This is a genomic window from Trichlorobacter thiogenes, from assembly GCF_900167465.1.
GTDB lineage: Bacteria > Desulfobacterota > Desulfuromonadia > Geobacterales > Pseudopelobacteraceae > Trichlorobacter > Trichlorobacter thiogenes.
This window is the reverse complement of sequence record NZ_FUWR01000013.1, coordinates 22609-39729: the sequence shown is the minus strand read 5'-3', so window position 1 is coordinate 39729 and position 17121 is coordinate 22609. Positions and strand designations below refer to the sequence as shown.

Below are 17121 nucleotides of genomic sequence, written 5' to 3'. Positions count from 1 at the left end.
GCAGACACCATGAAACCAACCGCACCAGCTGATCGCCACGACTTTTTCGCCTTTCTGGCCCGGATGCAGTATATCAACCGCTGGGGCCTGATGCGCAATACCCAGCCGGAGAATATCAAAGAGCATTCCCTTGATGTGGCCATGCTGGCCCATGCCCTGGTAGTGATCCGCAATACCTTTTACGGTGGTACCCTGGACCCGAACCAGGCCGCCATGTACGGTATCTTCCATGATGCCAGCGAGATCTTTACCGGCGATATGCCCACTCCGGTGAAGCATTTTAATCCCAACTTCAAAAAATCCTTCCATCAGCTTGAGGATCGCGCCCGCAGGAAACTGCTGGCCATGCTGCCGCCGGAGCTGTCACTGGTCTACGAGCCGCTGTTCTTCTTTGAGGAACAGGATGCTGACTATCAGCCGCTTATTAAGGCTGCTGACAGGATTGCAGCCCTGATCAAGTGCCTGGAAGAGGAAAAGTCCGGTAATCTGGAGTTTAAGCGGGCAGGGGCAGAGCATCTGGAAAGCCTGCGTAAGAGTCCCTTGCCTGAGGTGATCTATTTCCTGGATCACTTCTTGCCAGGGTATAGTCTGTCGCTGGATGAGCTGTATCTGGGGTAGGGGAGGGCTGAAGCGATGGAACAGGTACTGATGGAATCGGCTGAGAAGGAATACCAGAGGGCCCGCAAGGCTCTTGATTCCGGTAATGTCATGGCAGCGCTGTTGCTGCTTGAGTCTGCCTTGCGGCATCAGGATAATCCGCAGTGGCATGCCATGCTGGGGTATTGCATTGCCAAGGAACGGGGGCAGGTTGCCCGTGGCCTGGAGCTGTGCCGGGCTGCACTGGAACAGTATCCTGACAATGCGGAGTATTACTACTTTTACGGCAGGCTGTTGCTGATGGCGGGCCAGAAGGCTGAGGCGGTGCAGGCGCTGCGGCAGGGGTTTGCCTGTGGCGAAAGTTCTTCCATTTTGAAGCTGCTGCAGGAGTTGGGCACCCGCAAGCCATCTCCTATTCGTTGGTTGCGTCGTAATAATCCATTAAACAAATATCTGGGAATTCTGCTGGCCCGGATAGGTTTGCGCTGATCTGATGGATGCTAAAGGGGGTATGATGGAGGCGTTACCAGATCGTCAGCAACAGACTGGCGGATATGCTGCGGTGGATGCCGCAATCGGCAGGGATGATGCCCAGCGGCGTACTGATCGGATAGCCTCGTTCCGGCAGGAACTTTCAGCGCTTGAGGCGGCTGGTGCGCTGACGTTGTCAGATGAACAAAAGGGGAGTGTTGCCGCCTATCATACTGAGCTGCTGGCGGGCCTTCAGCTGCAGTTTGATGTGGATACCAGCGGTGCTGCCCGGCAGATGTCGCTGGGAATGCGGATTGTTTCCTTTCTTGGGGCACTGGCGCTTTCTGCGGCGGTGTTTTTCTTTTTCTATCGCTTCTGGGGCAACCTGGGTACCGGCCTGCAGGTAGGGATTCTTTCCGGTGCGCCGCTGCTGATCCTGGCTGGGGTTGAGTTTGCGGCCCGGCGTGAACGGACCCTGTACTTTGCCTCGCTGATCAGTCTGGTGGTCTTTGCCGCCTTTGTGTTGAACCTGTCTATGTTTGGGCAGATCTTTACCATTACCCCTTCACAGAACGCCTTTCTTGTCTGGGGGGCGCTGGCTCTGATCCTGGCCTACACCTATCACCTGAAACTGGTGCTGGTGGCCGGGCTTACCAGCCTGATGGGGTATCTGGCTGCCACGGTGGGTACTTGGAGTGGTATCTACTGGCTTTCCTTTGGCGAGCGGCCGGAGAACATCATGATTGCTGGTCTGATACTCTTTGCTGCAGCTTGGTTGCCGGGCAGTCTGCATCGCTATTTTGCCGGGGTCTACCGCCTGTATGGCCTGTTGGTGGTGTTGCTGTCGTTGTTGATTCTGTCCCACTGGGGGGCAGGCAGTTACCTTACCTTTCTGCCCAAACAGATTGAACATGGGTATCAGGTGGCCAGTTTTTTTGTGGCTGCAGGGGTGATCTGGTTTGGCATTCGTGGTGGCTTTTCTCACATGGTAAACCTGGGCAGCACCTTTTTTGTGCTGAACCTCTACACCAAGTTTTTTGACTGGTGGTGGCGTTGGATGCCCAAGTATCTCTTCTTCCTGGTGCTGGGGGGGATAGCCATTGGTCTGTTACTGCTGTTGAAGCGGATGCGCGGTCTGGTGCGGGAGGTGACACCATGAGGCGCTACGGCATCTGGCTGGCAACTGGTCTGGTGGTGGTGGTAAATCTTGTGATCCTGGGTGGCGTTGCCTGGAACCGCTCAGGTCAGCCCGAGGCCCGGATGCTGTTGTCTGAGCGGGAATTGCGGTTGTCTGGCGGTGGCACAGAGAACAGCGGGTTGTCGCTGCACCTAATTTGGCGTCATCAGGGTGATGCTGTTCAGGACTGGTTTGATCAGAAGCATCTTGAGGCAGTGGGCTTTGATTGCTCACGTGTTCCAGACAGCCCGGCTGCTGAGCGGTATTACCACAAGCAACTGCCGCGTCGTGCCTATCTGGTGCTTGAGTTTGATGGCAGTCTCCATCAGCGTTGGAAAGAAAAGCAGCTTGCCCGGTACCGGGAGCTGGAAACCGCAACCGGTGGCAGCGAGAGTGAAAAGAAAAACCGTGAATGGGAGTTAAAGCAGATAAAAAGGCAACTTGTGGAGGAGTCTCGCCTGTTTTTGGTGGATCTGGGCAAAGACCCGCGTCAGTTGCGACAACGCTATCCTGGTACCGATCGCTATCTGATTTTGCCTGCATTGGTGAAGTTGCAGGTTAAACATGCTACTTCTGATCAGCAACGGTTAAAGCAAAAACAGCGGCTTACCGGTTATGTTGAACGTATTCTGGTGTCCCGGATTCATCTTCCCCATGACCTTGGGATGGAGTTGCGGCGGCTAACCAGCGGCACTGGAAGGATTGCGCCGTATCGTGATGAGTATGGATGGCCGTATACGCCAGCGGATTCCATAAAGAAGCAGCCGCTTCGCTATCAGGTTGATCTTGCTGTGGGAAAGCGGTATGAACCGTGGATTCGATCAGTACAGATGATGCCACCGGCGGTGCCGGTAAAAGAGTAGGGCCAGCCTTGCAGATTGCTGATTTTAGGTTAGAGTAAAGCAGATGCTGAATGCCAAGGCGGGGTGAAGTATGGCTGACTCAACGATACAGCTGCACCAGGTTGAGAGTCGGCTGTATCGGCTGGCAGTTGATCTGTTGGCAACGGTACATGATACCTCTGGCTTTGCCGCCACCATGTCGGCTTTTACTGATCTGGCTGAAAATCTGGCCGGACACAGGCCGGTGGCCTGTAAGCTGGGTTGTTCCCACTGTTGTGTCCTGAATGTATCGGTGCTGTTGCCTGAAGCGGTTGCCATTGCAGGCTGGCTTTCCATGCATTGTGTCGCTGCAGCGTGTGATGCCCAGCTTAAACGCCTGCAGAGCCATGCCCTGCGTGTGCGTTGGATGGAAGACAGTGAGCGGATACACAAACAGATCCTTTGTCCCTTTATTGATGCGCGGGGGGGATGCAGCATCTATCCGGTGCGTCCTTTGGTCTGTCGGTCAGTGACGTCGCTGGATAAAGAGGCTTGTCTTGAGACATTGAATCCGGATCAGACTGAAGCTGTCCAAGCCGTTCAAATGGATACTACCCGTAAAACGATCATGGATACGGCCTTCTGTACCTTGGCCCGGGCGATGAAGCAGCAGCCGATGATGGGTCGCAGTATTGAGCTGAGTAATGGTGTGGTTGCCTTTCTTGCCGATCCGGGACTGGCAGCAGTCCTGGCTTCAGGCGCGGATCTACCCGCAAGCCTGTGGGATTAGTGTTTCAGGCTGATTTTATGAAATGTCTCTGTTTGGGGTGGCTATGAAGATTCCTAAGATAAAACATGCTCACCTGTTGGTGACCGGTACTATCACGCTGGTGTTGATGCTGTCGGTTCTGGTGCAGTGGTATCCGCTGCAATTGCTGGAATACAAGAGCTACGATCTGCGGGCCAGGTTGCGGGCCAAGAAACCGGTTGCACCGATTGTGGTGGTGGCCATTGATGATGCCAGCATTGAACGGCTGGGACGCTGGCCCTGGCCACGGGGCTACATGGCAGAGCTGACCGCCCAGATCGCCTCCTATGATCCGGCCCTGATCGGTACCAATATCCTCTACACCGAGGCAGATAAAAACTCTGGTCTGGAAGAGATCAAGGCGTTACGTGAATCCGTTGTCAAACTGGGTGGCAGCCCGGCAGTGCTGGAGGCGATCAGCCAGTCTGAGAAAAAACTGGATAATGATGCCCTGCTGGCCGCATCGCTGGCCAGTACCAATAAGGTGCTGCTGCCGCTGTTCTTTACCCTGGGGGAACAGGCTGGCAACCCTGATCCCAATCTGCCAGAGTATCTTAAAAAAGCCGCTAAGGAGCAGGCCAGCCCGGCTGGTCTGCAGCAGGCCCGTGAGGTGGCTGCGCCGATTCCTGCCTTTGCCGATAAGGCTCTGTCGCTGGGGCATATTAATATCCTGCCGGATAGCGATGGCACAGTGCGGCGCGAGTCGCTGGTGGTTTATTACCGCGGTCGTCTGTTTCCCTCCTTTGCCCTGCAGTCAGCACTGACCTACCTGCGGATAGCCCCCAAGGATCTGCAGATCTCCGGCGGCCGGTTGTCTGCCGGACGGCTTTCAGTTCCGGTTGACCCGCGGGGGCAGATGCTGATCAGTTACAACGGCGGTTTTGGCAGTTTTCCCACCTATTCATTCTTTGATGTGGCTTCGGGCAGTGTCAAGCCGGAGGTCTTTAAAGGCAAGATTGTCCTGATCGGGCCGGTGGCCACCGGCATTGCCGGGTTTGCGGTGACGCCATTTCAATCAACCTATCCCGGTATTGAGGTGATGGCCACCGTCATTGAAAACCTGCTGAACAACAATCTGATCTCCCGCCCAGACTGGGCTCGCTGGGCCGAGTTGGGAGTCATGCTGTTGTTTGGTCTGTTTTTGGCTCTGGCCATGCCACGCCTGAAGGCCGGTTTAAGTGCCGCTATTGCCGCAGGTCTGCTGCTGATCTGGAATGGTGTTGCAGTCTGGTTGTTCGCTGGGCAGGGGGTCTGGTTGGGTATGGTGGGGCCGACCCTGCTTATGGCCATCGGCTATACTGCCCTGGTCTCCATGCGCTACCGGATGACCGAGCAGCGTAATGAGCTGGTGGAGAGTGACAGCATCGAGACCAACAAGATGCTTGGTCTTTCTTTCCAAGGGCAGGGGTTGCTGGACCTGGCCTTTGAGAAGTTCCGCAAATGCCCGATTGAGGACGATACCATTAAGGATCTGCTGTACAATCTTGCCCTGGATTTTGAACGCAAGCGGATGTTCAACAAGTCCGGCGCGGTGTATGAGCATATCCTGACCGCCGGAGACTACAAAGATATCAAGGAGCGGATCGCCACCATGAAGGTGGCTGGCGAGACCATGATCTTTGGCAACAGCGGGCGTCGTGAAGGCACCATTATAGCTGGCCCTGGCGGGACAGTTACTGCCCCCACCATCGGTCGTTATGAGATTCAGAAGGAGCTTGGTCGGGGCGCTATGGGGGTGGTCTACCTGGGTAAAGACCCCAAGATCAACCGGCTGGTGGCGATCAAGACCGTGCGGTTTGAAGAGGTTGATCCTGATCTGCTGGATGATACCAAGAAGCGCTTCTTCCGTGAGGCCGAGGCTGCCGGTACCATCAATCATCCCAATATTGTGACAATTTATGATGTTGGTGAGGAAGAGGATCTGGCCTATGTTGCCATGGAACTGCTGGATGGTTCTGACCTGACTCCCTACATCAAAAAGGAAAAACTGCTGCCGGTCAAAGACCTGCTGAAGATCATCGGCAGCGTGGCAGAAGGTCTGGCATTTGCCCATGAAAAGGGGATCATCCACCGCGACATCAAGCCGGCCAACATCATGCTGCTGAAGGATGGTACGGTCAAAATAGCTGACTTTGGTATCGCCCGTATTACCACCTCATCCGCCACCCAGACCGGCACCGTGCTGGGTACCCCCAGCTACATGTCGCCGGAACAGGTGGCTGGCCAGAAGGTGGATGGCAGGTCTGACCTGTTTTCGCTGGGGGCATCCATGTATGAACTGCTCTGCGGTCAGAAACCGTTTTCCGGCGAGAGCATTGCGGCCTTGATGTACGCCATTGCCAACAAACCGCCGGTGCTGATCACCCAGATAGATCCGAATATTCCACAGTGCTGCGCCTATATCGCCCATCGGCTGATTACCAAAGATCTGACCAAGCGCTACCAGAATGCGCGGGAAGTGGTGGAGCATGTCAAGATGTGTCTGGCAAAGTTGAATAGTTGACATTTGTGTTCTGAAGCGGATATTCTGGCTATATAATCTGGCTAGAAATGGAGAGCTTATGCCAACGTTATCGTGGCGTCTTCAGGACGCAAAAAATCAATTTAGTAAGGTTGTTGACGCAGCACTACATGGAAGTCCGCAACATATTACCCGGCATGGTAGGGAAGTGGTTGTTATTATTGCGGCTGACGAGTATCGGCGGCTTGAGGAACAGCAAGCCACGGTACGTCCAAGTTTTGTGGAACACTTGCTTGCCCTTCCAAAAGATGATGGTGAATTTGAGCGGCTTCCCTTTCAATCCCGCGAGGTTGAGTTCTAATGTGGCTGCTGGATACAATGGTGATATCAGAGCTTCGTAAGCAGATTCCTGATCCAAATGTTATTTCGTGGCTGGGTGCTACGTCGGAAAAAAGTCTCTTTTTAAGTGTGGTCACCATTAGTGAAATACAGCGGGGAATAGCTGGACAACGTCGCAAAGATGCTGTTTTTGCCAGACGTCTGCAACAATGGCTGGAGATGTTGTTACGAAATTACGGCGACCGCATTTTGCCGGTAACCTCAGATGTTGCGCGGCGTTGGGGTGAGCTTTCAGCAGCGGTGGGCCATGATGGAGCTGACCTTGTAATTGCAGCAACGGCATTGCAGCATGGTTTGACGGTCGTAACCCGTAATGAAAAGCACTTCCAGCCGCTTGGGGTGCTAATTATTAACCCGTACCAGGCACAAGAGAAAACAGTGTGATGTGCCGTTTGTTGTGTTTATTACCACTTTTATCGTTACCTAAATTGCAAGCTCCTATGAACAAGGAATCCTATGGAACTAACCGCCTTTGGACAGACCGATGTGGGCCAGGTGCGCCCCCATAATGAGGATGCAATCCTGCTGGAACCTGCCCTGCATCTGTACGCTGTGGCAGATGGAATGGGTGGCCATAAGGGGGGCGAATTTGCCAGCCGGATCTGTCTGGATACCATGCGGGATTACCTGCAGATGGCAGCCAAAGGGCATGCACCGTTGGTGGGTGAGGCTGGTGCAGCCCATTCTGAGGCAGCTAATCTGCTGGGCTCTGCGGTCCGTTTTGCCAATCGAGCGGTGTTTGAGGCGGCATTTTCCAAGCCGGAATGGCGTGGCATGGGTACCACCATTGTGGCCCTAACCGTTGCAGGCAACAGGGTGGCCATCGCCCATGTGGGGGACAGTCGGGCCTATCTCTTACGTCAGGGTAGATTTAAGCAGATTACCGAGGACCATTCCTGGATTGAGGAACAGGTGCGGGCCGGCTTGATGAGCCGTGATGAGGCATTGTCTGCCAAGGGGCGTAACGTTCTGACCAGAGCCATAGGCCAGGAAGAAGATGTGCTGGTTGATCTGGATGAACTGGAACTACAATCAGGAGACTGCCTGCTGCTCTGTTCCGATGGTCTGTTCGGCATGGTGGCGGATGAAGAAATTGCTGCCCTGATCGGCGTGGCAAAAAATCCTGAAGCTGCCTGCCGAGAGCTGGTGGCCTGCGCTAATGGACGGGGAGGGCGTGATAATATCTCAGTGATTCTGCTGTCGGCGGTGGAGGGAAAAGGACTGCTGGCCGGGATGAAACGGCTGTTTAAGGGGTAACAGCCTTTATCAGTAACACGGTCTGACCGATACCGATCCGGTCCCCCTGCTTCAGTTCCCGTTGGGTGACCGGTTCATTGTTGAGGGTGGTGCCGTTGGTGCTGTGCAGGTCAACCAATAGCAGCTTGCCGTTGATGATCTGGATGGCAGCGTGGCGCTTGGAGACCATTGGATCGTTGATGACGATGTCGGCATCTTTTCTACCCAGAACACAGGGCAATGAACCGCCCAATTCTGATCCAGCCTGGGTCCCTTCAAGCACCTTCAGCCGCAGTTGATCATGGTGCTGTATGGTCAGTTTGCCGGGAGCGATGGTCTGCTCTGTATCTTCTACCGCAGCGAAGAGCCGTACAATCCCCTCCAGTGATATATTGGAAGAGTCTTTTGATTTCATCGTGTTAAGGGTCTGGTAAATGGTGGCGCTAACCGGAGTGGCAGTTTCCTGATAGGCGTACAGCAACATCTGTTCATCTACGGACAGACCATTCGGGTCTTCCGACAGACCATCTGACCAGTAGGCAGCGGTCTTGGTTCCGTCCAGGAAGAAGAAAAAGTTGCAACAGCCGTCTTTTTCCAGAATCACCAGGGCGTCAGCTTCATTCGCCTTAATCTGGCTTACCATGCCGTCAAGATTGATCAGGTTGACCGGACCTTTGGCAGCAGGTTCATCCTGAATAAAGACCAACATGCATTTAAGCAGTACCGGGTCAGTTTCATGGAGGGAGATGGTACCTGAACCGTCCCGGATAGTTGCCACCTGGGCACAGAAATTGGTGATGGTTAGCGGGGTAGGTTTTTCACCAACCGCAAGTCCGGCGGAATAGGGAGTGCCTTGAAAGATGAACAGCAGAAAGAGACGGTCACCATTGCTTATGCCAAGGTAACCGGTGAAAGATGAACCGGACAGCCCTTTTAACAACTCAACCATGATTTCACGGCTGTAGGTTGTTGCTGCTGCTTGAATGGTTCCTATGGGCAGGGTCAGGGCTGTCATGGGCAGAACTATACGGTGAGGTTGCTTTGCTGTCAAGTTACAGGGGGGTTTTTCTTGCCCTTGTGACGCTTGGATGCTAATCTCCCGCCTATTATCAATCTGCAGGAGATGGTTTCTATGCGCTATATTACCGCTGGTGAGTCCCACGGACCCCAGTTGACTGCCATTATTGAAGGTTTACCCGCTGGCCTGGAGATCTCTCCTGAGCTGCTTGATCTGCAACTTGCCCGTCGTCAGCAGGGCTATGGTCGTGGTGACCGGATGAAGATTGAACGGGATCGGGCTGATATCCTGTCCGGTGTCCGTTGGGGTAAGACCCTGGGGTCCCCGGTGACCCTGGTGGTCAAGAATCGTGACTGGGAAAACTGGCTGGAGAAGATGTCGCCCCTGGCTGAGCATGAGGGGATGGCTGAGGCCGTCACTCGTCCCCGGCCTGGTCATGCTGATCTGTGCGGTGCCATGAAGTATGGCCACCGTGATGTGCGTAATATTCTTGAGCGTTCCAGTGCCCGTGAGACCGCCGTCCGTGTGGCGGTTGGCGCGGTTGCCCGTGGCCTGCTGCATGCGCTGGATATCAGGATTGGCGGTGTGGTGGCTGAGGTGGGTGGTGTGGTGGCAAAGCCTTCCTCACAGCCGTATCAGCAGCAGTGGGAACAGGCTGCCGCATCTGAGATGTTCTGCTGTGATTCGGCTGCAGAGCTGGAGATGAAGCGGTTGATTGATCATACCAAGGCGATTGGCGATACCCTGGGCGGTGTGGTAGAGGTCCAGGTGCTGGGGCTGCCGCCAGGTCTGGGAAGCCATGTGCAGTGGGATCGTAAGCTGGATGCCCGGCTGGCCATGGCGCTGATGAGCATTCAGGCCATTAAAGGGGTGGAAATCGGGCTCGGTTTTGAGGCTGCCCGTCGTCCCGGTTCCAAAGTGCATGACGAGATCACCTGGAATCCGGCCCGGCTGCAACAGGGAGAGCTGATCCCGTATCAGCGCCCCAGCAACCATGCTGGCGGTCTGGAGGGCGGTATGACCAATGGCGAACCGCTGGTGCTGCGGGCTGCCATGAAACCGATTCCAACCCTGTACACCCCGCTGCAGTCGGTGGATATCGCTACCCATCAACCCTATGAGGCATCAGTGGAACGTTCTGATACCTGTGCCGTGCCGGCTGCCCTGGTGGTGGCTGAGGCGGTGGTGGCGATTGAGTTGGCCCAGGCTCTGCTGGAGAAGTTCGGTGGCGATTCTCTGGATGAGATCCGTCGCAACCGTGACAGTTATCTGGCTGGTCTGCGGGATTTTTGATGCCTGATTCGATCATCCTGACCGGTCCAATGGGGAGCGGCAAGACCAGCGTGGGGAGGCTCCTGGCCCGGCGGTTGGGGTATCAGTTTCAGGATCTTGACGCCTTGATTGTTGAGCAGGCAGGAAAAAGCATCAACCAGATCTTTGCTGATGATGGAGAAGCTGCTTTCAGGGATCGTGAGACCGCATTGCTTTCAACGCTGGTTGGGAAGCAGGGGATGGTGCTGTCAACCGGTGGTGGGGTGGTAATTCGTGAGGCAAACCGCAGGCTACTGCATGCTGCCGGTCTGGTGGTAAACCTTGTTGCAACGGTTGATGTCCTGGTCAGTCGCCTGGCTCAGGCGAACGACCGTCCTTTGCTGAAAGGTGACGAAGCACTTGATGTCAGAATCGAGCGGATTATGACTGAACGTGAACCGTTTTATGCCGATGCCGACATAAGAATTGACACCACCGGGAAAACATTGGAAGATGTTGCCGTTTTAATCCTTGCATTTTACGCTGAAAAACATCCAGGGGTGCTGTGAAAACCATCACGATCCAGCTTGATTCTCACTCGTACGATATTGGCATCGGCGAAGGGCTGCTGTCCGGTATTGGAGCTGCCTGCAAGGCCGTAGGGCTTGCAGGTGTTGCTGCGGTGGTGAGTAATCCGACGGTTGCCCCATTGTATGCTGATCAGGTTGTCAGTTCGCTTCAGGAAGCCGGCTTTACCCCGGTGACGATTGAAATTCCTGATGGTGAAGAGTATAAAACCAGCGCAACCCTGAATGGTGTGTACGATCGTTTGATTGAGGCTGGCCTGGATCGTCGTTCATTCATTGTCGCCCTTGGTGGCGGGGTGGTTGGTGATCTGGCCGGATTTGCAGCAGCCACCTTTCTGCGCGGGATTCCGTTTGTGCAGGTGCCGACTACGTTGCTGGCGCAGGTAGACAGCAGTGTCGGCGGCAAGACCGGTATTGACCATCCCCTGGGCAAGAACCTGATCGGTGCCTTTTATCAGCCCCATCTGGTGCTGGCCGATGTCAGTACCTTGAAGACCCTGTCAGATCGCCACTATCGGGCTGGACTGGCTGAAGTGATCAAGTACGGGGTCGTGCTTGATGCCGAACTGTTTACACTGCTGGAAACCAAGATTGATGGCTTGCTTAAGCGTGATCCGCAACTGCTGGGGCGGGTAATTGCACGTTGCTGCGAGATCAAGGCCTGGGTGGTGGAACAGGATGAGCGCGAAGGCGGCCTGCGGGCAGTGCTCAACTATGGCCATACCCTGGGGCATGCCTTTGAAACCCTGTCCGGTTACCGTGATCTGGTACATGGTGAGGCAGTTGCTATCGGCATGATTCAGGCAGCAGTGCTGTCGCAGCGTGAAGGCTACTGTACCACCAGTGATGTAGAGCGAATTACTACGTTGATTCAGTTGTTGGGGTTGCCGACTGAAGCCCCTGTCGTGTCTGTAGAAGATCTGGTCAGATCCCTTGCTAAAGATAAGAAAAACCGCTCCGGTACCCTGCAGTTTATTTGTAACCAAGGTATCGGCTCCTACGCATTTCATCAGTTTACCCCGGCCCAGTTGGCCGAAGCCTGTTGCTCAGGGAGGTAAAGGCGCCTATGCAGTCGTCAACGGAGTCCTTCTGGAGTGAAATCAAGATGTATGAGGAACGCTTGAAGAGCGATCCCTCCTCATACTGTTTTGCCCCCCTTGCGGAGGTCTATCTGCAGGCTGGTCTGCTGGATGATGCCTTGGCCGTTTCACGGACCGGGGTTAGCAAACATCCTGGCTATGCAGACGGGCAGATGGCACTGGCCAGGGTCTGTCACCAGAAAGGGCTGGTCGATGAGTGTCGACGTGCCCTTGAGACAGTGGCAACGGCTGTTCCTGGCCATGCCGAGGCGCAGCGTCTGTTGGCACGTCTCTATAAAGAGTCGGGCAATGATCAGGCTGCGCTTCAGGCACTTCAGACTCTGCTTGATTTTAACCCGGATGATATGTCGGCCCGGATTGAGCTGGAATCACTGCAGCAAAGGCTCTCTGCCGTTTCGGATGATGATGACCTTGAATTGATTGAGCTGACCGAGGCCGATATTTATGAGGAGCCGGAGGATGTTGGCGAGCTGGTTGAGCGGATCAAGCCGGTGCCCCGTACCGTTGAAGACCCCTGGTCCGGTATCAATGCTGTTGCACCTGAGGTGGCACCATCTCCAACAGCACTTGAAGCTGTCTGGTCAGTTCCTGAACAGCAGCTTGCGGCAACGGTTGAGACTGCTGCTGAGGCGGTGGTTGAGCACGATCCACTAACCACCTCAACCCTGGCAGAGTTATATGTTTCTCAGGGCTTTCCTGAGAAGGCGATTGAAATTTATCGCAGGATTGTTTCCGCAGATCCCCAAAATCAGGAGGCGGTCAGCCGCCTTGCAACGTTGGAACAGGCTGAAGTGGTTGCCGAGTCAGGCCATGCAGCTGCAGTCGCAGCGGAACTGTCTTCTGCACCGTTAAATCTGCCAGTGGAAGGTGTTGCTGACCAGCAGGCTGCAGTAACAGTGTTGGAAGGGTGGCTTGAGAATATCAGGAGGTTACGGGTATGTCGCTAAGAGATCAGTTAACCTCGATGCTGGAACAGGTTGAAGGTGCGTTTGCCGTTATGCTGATGGGGTACGATTGTATCGCCATTGATGAGGTGCAACGGGGGGATGCCGGTTTTGATGTCCAGACCATGGCGGTTGAATACGGCACGGTTATCAAGGAAATCCGGCGTACGATCGAAGTGGTAGGGGCAGGTGAGATGGAAGAAATTACCATTACTACTGCCAACTCACGTATGATTATTCGGGTCCTGAACGATGAGTTTTTTGCTGCCTTTGTGCTTGCCAAGGAGGGTAATCTTGGCAAGGCGCGCTATCTGCTGCGTGCCAAGGCCCTGGAACTGGTTGAGGCAGTGGGCTAGCCATGCGGATTCTGGTGCTGCATGGTCCGAACCTGAACCTGTTGGGTAAGCGGGAGCCTGAAATATATGGCACCCTTTCCCTTGAGGATATCAATGGGGCTTTAGAGGCATTGGGTGCAGAGTTTGAAGCTGTGCTTGGTTTTTTTCAGTCAAACAGTGAAGGTGCCTTGGTGGATGCAATTCAACAGGCACCGGAGAAGTACGACGGCATTCTGATTAACCCTGCAGCCTACACCCATACCAGTGTCGCCCTGCGTGATGCCATGGCTGCAATCGGACTTCCCTTTGTGGAAGTTCACCTTTCCAATATCCACCGCAGGGAAGAGTTCCGGCATCACAGTTATCTGGCCCCCCTTGCCTTGGGTCAGATATGCGGTTTTGGCCTGGATAGTTACCTGCTCGGTCTACGCGCACTTTTCAATCATATTAAAAATTAGTCTAGGGACTTCTTGGAAACTTTCAGCTTTGTGAGAATTCGGTTGAGGGGTCGCTTTCAGTTATGCTAAAAAGCAGACGCCGAAGGCTGTTGCCGTTCTTTGAAGAACATGCGTTGGATCTACTGCTGATTGAGCACCCGGTCAACCTGCGCTATCTATCCGGTTTTAGCGGTTCCGAAGGGACATTGTTGCTAACACCGGAGGGTGGCTGGTTTCTGTGTGACTCCCGTTATACGGTGCAGGCTGGCAAAGAGGTCACAGACCTTATACTGGTTGAACAGGCCCAGCGCCAGGAGGCTGTTGCGGATCTGGTGCGCCAGTCTGGTGGGTACAGGGTCGGTTTTGAGGCATCCCATACCACGGTAACCAGCCATCAGGGGTTAGCGGCTCGTTTACCGGGAGTGACACTGGTTGGGCTTGGCCCCGAGCTTGACGCAGTACGAAATTGCAAGGACGCCAGTGAACTGAAACAGTTGGAGCAGGTTGCTACCCTGGCTTCAGCTTCACTTGAGGCGGTTCTGCCGCAGTTGCAGCCTGGCATACGGGAAGATGCGTTCGCGTTGCAGCTTGAGTTTGAGATGCGTCGTCGTGGTGCTGATGGTCGCGGCTTTGATTTTATTGTGGCTTCCGGTGCCCGTGGATCAATGCCCCATGGGCGGGCTTCAGACAAGACCATACAATCAGGTGAGCTGGTAACCATTGATTTTGGGGCTGTTCTGGATGGCTATCACTCGGATGAAACGGTCACCGTGGCAGTCAGCTCGATTGATGAACGGCAACAACGGATCTACCAGACGGTGCTTGATGCCCATGATCGTGCTATTGCGGCCGTGAAGCCGGGAATATCCTGCCGAGCACTTGATGCGCTGGCCCGTGACTATATTAACGATCAAGGCTTTGGCCAGTATTTTGGGCATGGGCTGGGACATGGCGTCGGGCTTGATATCCATGAAAGGCCGACCATCTCGCCGCGTAGTGAAGCCATAGTAGAAGAAGGGATGGTCATTACCATTGAACCGGGTATCTATATCCCCGGTTTTGGCGGTGTACGGATTGAAGACACCGTAGCAGTTACGGCAGATGGCTGCTGCTTGCTGACCAAGGTTCCAAAGCAGCTTATCATTGTGTAGACCTATTGTGCAGATACTAAAAGAAGGAGAATAGACATGGAAGTGAAAGACCTGAAGCAGTTGATAAAGATGATCACCGAGACCGATATTACTGAATTTGAGATGGACAACGCAGAAGAAAAGATTGTGATCAAGCGTGGTCAACGGACCGAGATTGTGCAGATGACCGCCGCTCCCGCCTATATGCAAGCCCCTGCAGCCATGGCTGCTCCGATTGCTGCTCCTGCAGCAGCTGTTGCAGCCTCTGCTCCGGCAGCTGAACTGGCTGGCGAGACCATTAATTCACCGATCGTAGGTACCTTCTACCGTGCAGCTTCCCCTGAGTCTGCACCGTTTGCCGAAGTTGGCCAGGTGATTGAGAAGGGCCAGGTTATCTGTCTGGTTGAGGCGATGAAACTTTTCAATGAGATTGAGGCAGAGTTCAAGTGCAAGATCGTTAAGATCTGTGTTGAGAACGCCCAGCCGGTTGAGTTTGGTCAGCCCCTCTTTGTTATCGAAAAGATCTAGGAGTAGGTAATGTTCCATAAAATTCTCATCGCCAATCGTGGCGAGATAGCCATTCGGGTTATCCGGGCCTGTAAAGAGCTGGGAATCAAGACAGTGGCGGTCTATTCCACTGCTGATGCTGATTCACTGCATGTTAAGCTGGCCGATGAATCGGTCTGTATCGGTCCGGCCCCCAGCAGCCAGAGCTATCTGAACATCAACGCCATTATCAGTGCAGCTGAGCTGACCGATGCCGAGGCGATCCATCCCGGCTATGGTTTTTTATCTGAAAACGCTAAATTTGCTGAAGTCTGTGAGCAGTGCGGCATCACCTTTATCGGCCCCTCTGCCGAAAGCATGCGGGTTATGGGCGATAAGATCTCGGCCCGTCAGGCGGTGATTGAACATGGTGTGCCGATTTTGCCCGGCACCAAGGAAAATGTGAAGTCGGTGGACGAGGCAGTTAAAATTGCCAAGCAGATCGGCTTTCCGGTGATCATCAAGGCCACTGCAGGCGGTGGCGGTCGTGGTATGAAGATTGTCCATTCCCAGGCTACCCTGGCCAATGCCTATGCAACTGCCAAGGCTGAGGCCCAGGCAGGGTTCGGCAATCCTGATGTCTATATTGAGAAGTATTGTGAACAGCCCCGTCACGTTGAGATCCAGGTGCTGGCTGATAAACACGGCAACTGCATCCACCTGGGAGAGCGTGATTGCTCTATTCAACGGCGGCATCAGAAGATGCTGGAAGAGGCTCCCTGTCCTGCGTTGAAGCCTGAAACCCGTGCTGCCATGGGGGCTGCTGCGGTAAAGGCTGCCAAGGCGGTCAACTATTGCAGCGTCGGTACCGTTGAGTTTTTGCTGGACAAGAACGGTGATTTCTTCTTCATGGAGATGAATACCCGGATTCAGGTTGAGCATCCGGTGACTGAGATGATTACCGGGGTAGACCTGATTCGTGAGCAGATCCGTTCTGCTGCCGGCCTGCCGCTGCGTTACACGCAAGATGATATCAAGATCACCGGTCATGCGATTGAGTGCCGGATTAATGCCGAAGACCCCTTCAAGTTTACTCCCTGCCCCGGCAAGATCACTGCCTACCATCAGCCTGGCGGTCTTGGGGTGCGGGTGGATTCATTTGTCTACGATCAGTACACCGTGGTTCCCCACTATGATTCCATGATCGGCAAGCTGATTGTTCATGCCGAGACCCGCGAAGATGCAATTCGCCGCATGGCCCGGGCTTTGGATGAGTATATTATTGAGGGGATCAAGACCACGATTTTCTTCCATAAACGGATCATGACCAACAAGGATTTTATTGAAGGCAATGTTGATACGTCATTCCTTGAACGGATTGTTTTGGAGTAGGCTATGGAATTCCCTGAAGAACTCAAATATTCCAAGGAGCATGTCTGGCTGAGGATTGAAGGAAACCGGGCAGTGGTGGGGATTACTGACTTTGCTCAGGAGGAACTGGGCACCATTGCTGCGGTGGAACTGCCGGATGAAGGTGATCAGGTTGAGCAGGAAGATTCTATGGGCTCCATCGAGGCCCGCAAGACCGTGGCCGAACTGTATGCACCGGTAACCGGTACGGTGCTGGCGGTGAATGAGGAGGCGCTTGATACCCCTTCATTACTGAATGATGATCCCTATGATGGTGGCTGGCTGCTTGAGCTGGAACTGGAAGACCGGGATGAATTGAAGGCATTGATGTCGGCTGATGATTACGCTGACTATATAGAAGACAAGGAAGTGTAAAACGGCTTCTAAGTGTGGTATAAGATGGGCGGGATGGAAATCCCGCCCATCTTGCATTTAAGAAGGGTGATTCGCAGA

The 17121-nt window shown here is 54.2% G+C and carries 20 protein-coding genes; 19 read left to right on the top strand and 1 reads right to left on the bottom strand.

Going from position 1 to position 17121, the window contains the following annotated elements; genetic code table 11:
* Positions 1-9 precede the first annotated feature (9 nt).
* From yfbR to B5D39_RS11480, 9 genes are all read left to right on the top strand, one after another.
* Positions 10-618 carry a 5'-deoxynucleotidase gene (yfbR, locus tag B5D39_RS11520; RefSeq protein ID WP_078790620.1) on the top strand — a complete coding sequence of 203 codons (609 nt, stop codon included), beginning with the start codon at positions 10-12 and terminating at the stop codon, positions 616-618.
* Positions 619-633: 15 nt separating this feature from the next.
* Positions 634-1086 carry a tetratricopeptide repeat protein gene (locus B5D39_RS11515; RefSeq protein WP_078790619.1) on the top strand — a complete coding sequence of 151 codons (453 nt, stop codon included), beginning with the start codon at positions 634-636 and terminating at the stop codon, positions 1084-1086.
* 4 nt (positions 1087-1090) lie between these two features.
* Positions 1091-2227 carry a DUF2157 domain-containing protein gene (locus B5D39_RS11510; protein WP_244161395.1) on the top strand — a complete coding sequence of 379 codons (1137 nt, stop codon included), beginning with the start codon at positions 1091-1093 and terminating at the stop codon, positions 2225-2227.
* The gene (locus B5D39_RS11505; protein ID WP_078790617.1) at positions 2224-3108 is read left to right on the top strand and encodes a DUF4824 family protein; all 885 of its coding nucleotides are present in this window, start codon (positions 2224-2226) and stop codon (positions 3106-3108) included. The genes B5D39_RS11510 and B5D39_RS11505 overlap by 4 nt, the downstream gene beginning before the upstream one ends.
* 70 nt (positions 3109-3178) lie before the next feature.
* Complete coding sequence (locus tag B5D39_RS11500) at positions 3179-3856, top strand: YkgJ family cysteine cluster protein (protein ID WP_078790616.1); 678 nt, start codon at positions 3179-3181, stop codon at positions 3854-3856.
* A gap of 43 nt (positions 3857-3899) precedes the next feature.
* Positions 3900-6377, top strand: coding sequence for a CHASE2 domain-containing serine/threonine-protein kinase (locus B5D39_RS11495; RefSeq protein ID WP_161947489.1), 2478 nt, complete (start codon positions 3900-3902; stop codon positions 6375-6377).
* Between the two features lie 58 nt (positions 6378-6435).
* Positions 6436-6696: a type II toxin-antitoxin system Phd/YefM family antitoxin gene (locus B5D39_RS11490; RefSeq protein WP_078790614.1), complete on the top strand. Its 261-nt coding sequence runs from the start codon at positions 6436-6438 to the stop codon at positions 6694-6696.
* Positions 6696-7118: a type II toxin-antitoxin system VapC family toxin gene (locus tag B5D39_RS11485; RefSeq protein ID WP_078790613.1), complete on the top strand. Its 423-nt coding sequence runs from the start codon at positions 6696-6698 to the stop codon at positions 7116-7118. The genes B5D39_RS11490 and B5D39_RS11485 overlap by 1 nt, the downstream gene beginning before the upstream one ends.
* Before the next feature lie 72 nt (positions 7119-7190).
* Complete coding sequence (locus B5D39_RS11480) at positions 7191-7991, top strand: Stp1/IreP family PP2C-type Ser/Thr phosphatase (RefSeq protein ID WP_078790612.1); 801 nt, start codon at positions 7191-7193, stop codon at positions 7989-7991.
* On the opposite strand, the gene B5D39_RS11475 is transcribed toward B5D39_RS11480, so the two are convergent.
* Complete coding sequence (locus B5D39_RS11475) at positions 7981-8985, bottom strand: FHA domain-containing protein (RefSeq protein ID WP_078790611.1); 1005 nt, start codon at positions 8983-8985, stop codon at positions 7981-7983. The genes B5D39_RS11480 and B5D39_RS11475 overlap by 11 nt on opposite strands.
* A gap of 117 nt (positions 8986-9102) precedes the next feature.
* Here B5D39_RS11475 and aroC point away from each other — a divergent pair, with 117 nt between their 5' ends.
* From aroC to gcvH, 10 genes are all read left to right on the top strand, one after another.
* Complete coding sequence (aroC, locus tag B5D39_RS11470; protein ID WP_078790610.1) at positions 9103-10281, top strand: chorismate synthase; 1179 nt, start codon at positions 9103-9105, stop codon at positions 10279-10281.
* Positions 10281-10808 (top strand): shikimate kinase, encoded by a 528-nt coding sequence (locus B5D39_RS11465; RefSeq protein ID WP_078790609.1) that lies wholly within the window; start codon positions 10281-10283, stop codon positions 10806-10808. The genes aroC and B5D39_RS11465 overlap by 1 nt, the downstream gene beginning before the upstream one ends.
* Positions 10805-11884 carry a 3-dehydroquinate synthase gene (gene aroB, locus B5D39_RS11460; protein WP_078790608.1) on the top strand — a complete coding sequence of 360 codons (1080 nt, stop codon included), beginning with the start codon at positions 10805-10807 and terminating at the stop codon, positions 11882-11884. Before B5D39_RS11465 ends, aroB begins: the two co-directional genes overlap by 4 nt.
* Before the next feature lie 8 nt (positions 11885-11892).
* Positions 11893-12873 carry a tetratricopeptide repeat protein gene (locus tag B5D39_RS11455; RefSeq protein ID WP_078790607.1) on the top strand — a complete coding sequence of 327 codons (981 nt, stop codon included), beginning with the start codon at positions 11893-11895 and terminating at the stop codon, positions 12871-12873.
* Complete coding sequence (locus tag B5D39_RS11450; RefSeq protein ID WP_078790606.1) at positions 12864-13226, top strand: roadblock/LC7 domain-containing protein; 363 nt, start codon at positions 12864-12866, stop codon at positions 13224-13226. Before B5D39_RS11455 ends, B5D39_RS11450 begins: the two co-directional genes overlap by 10 nt.
* A 2-nt stretch (positions 13227-13228) precedes the next feature.
* Positions 13229-13663: a type II 3-dehydroquinate dehydratase gene (aroQ, locus tag B5D39_RS11445; RefSeq protein WP_078790605.1), complete on the top strand. Its 435-nt coding sequence runs from the start codon at positions 13229-13231 to the stop codon at positions 13661-13663.
* 62 nt (positions 13664-13725) lie between these two features.
* On the top strand, positions 13726-14793 hold the full coding sequence (locus B5D39_RS11440) for a M24 family metallopeptidase (RefSeq protein ID WP_078790604.1): 1068 nt from the start codon (positions 13726-13728) through the stop codon (positions 14791-14793).
* Between the two features lie 36 nt (positions 14794-14829).
* A complete protein-coding gene (gene accB / locus B5D39_RS11435) occupies positions 14830-15300 on the top strand; it encodes an acetyl-CoA carboxylase biotin carboxyl carrier protein (protein WP_078790603.1) in 471 nt (156 codons plus the stop codon).
* 9 nt (positions 15301-15309) lie between these two features.
* Positions 15310-16650 (top strand): acetyl-CoA carboxylase biotin carboxylase subunit, encoded by a 1341-nt coding sequence (accC, locus tag B5D39_RS11430; RefSeq protein ID WP_078790602.1) that lies wholly within the window; start codon positions 15310-15312, stop codon positions 16648-16650.
* A gap of 3 nt (positions 16651-16653) precedes the next feature.
* On the top strand, positions 16654-17043 hold the full coding sequence (gene gcvH / locus B5D39_RS11425) for a glycine cleavage system protein GcvH (RefSeq protein ID WP_078790601.1): 390 nt from the start codon (positions 16654-16656) through the stop codon (positions 17041-17043).
* Positions 17044-17121: the final 78 nt, after the last annotated feature.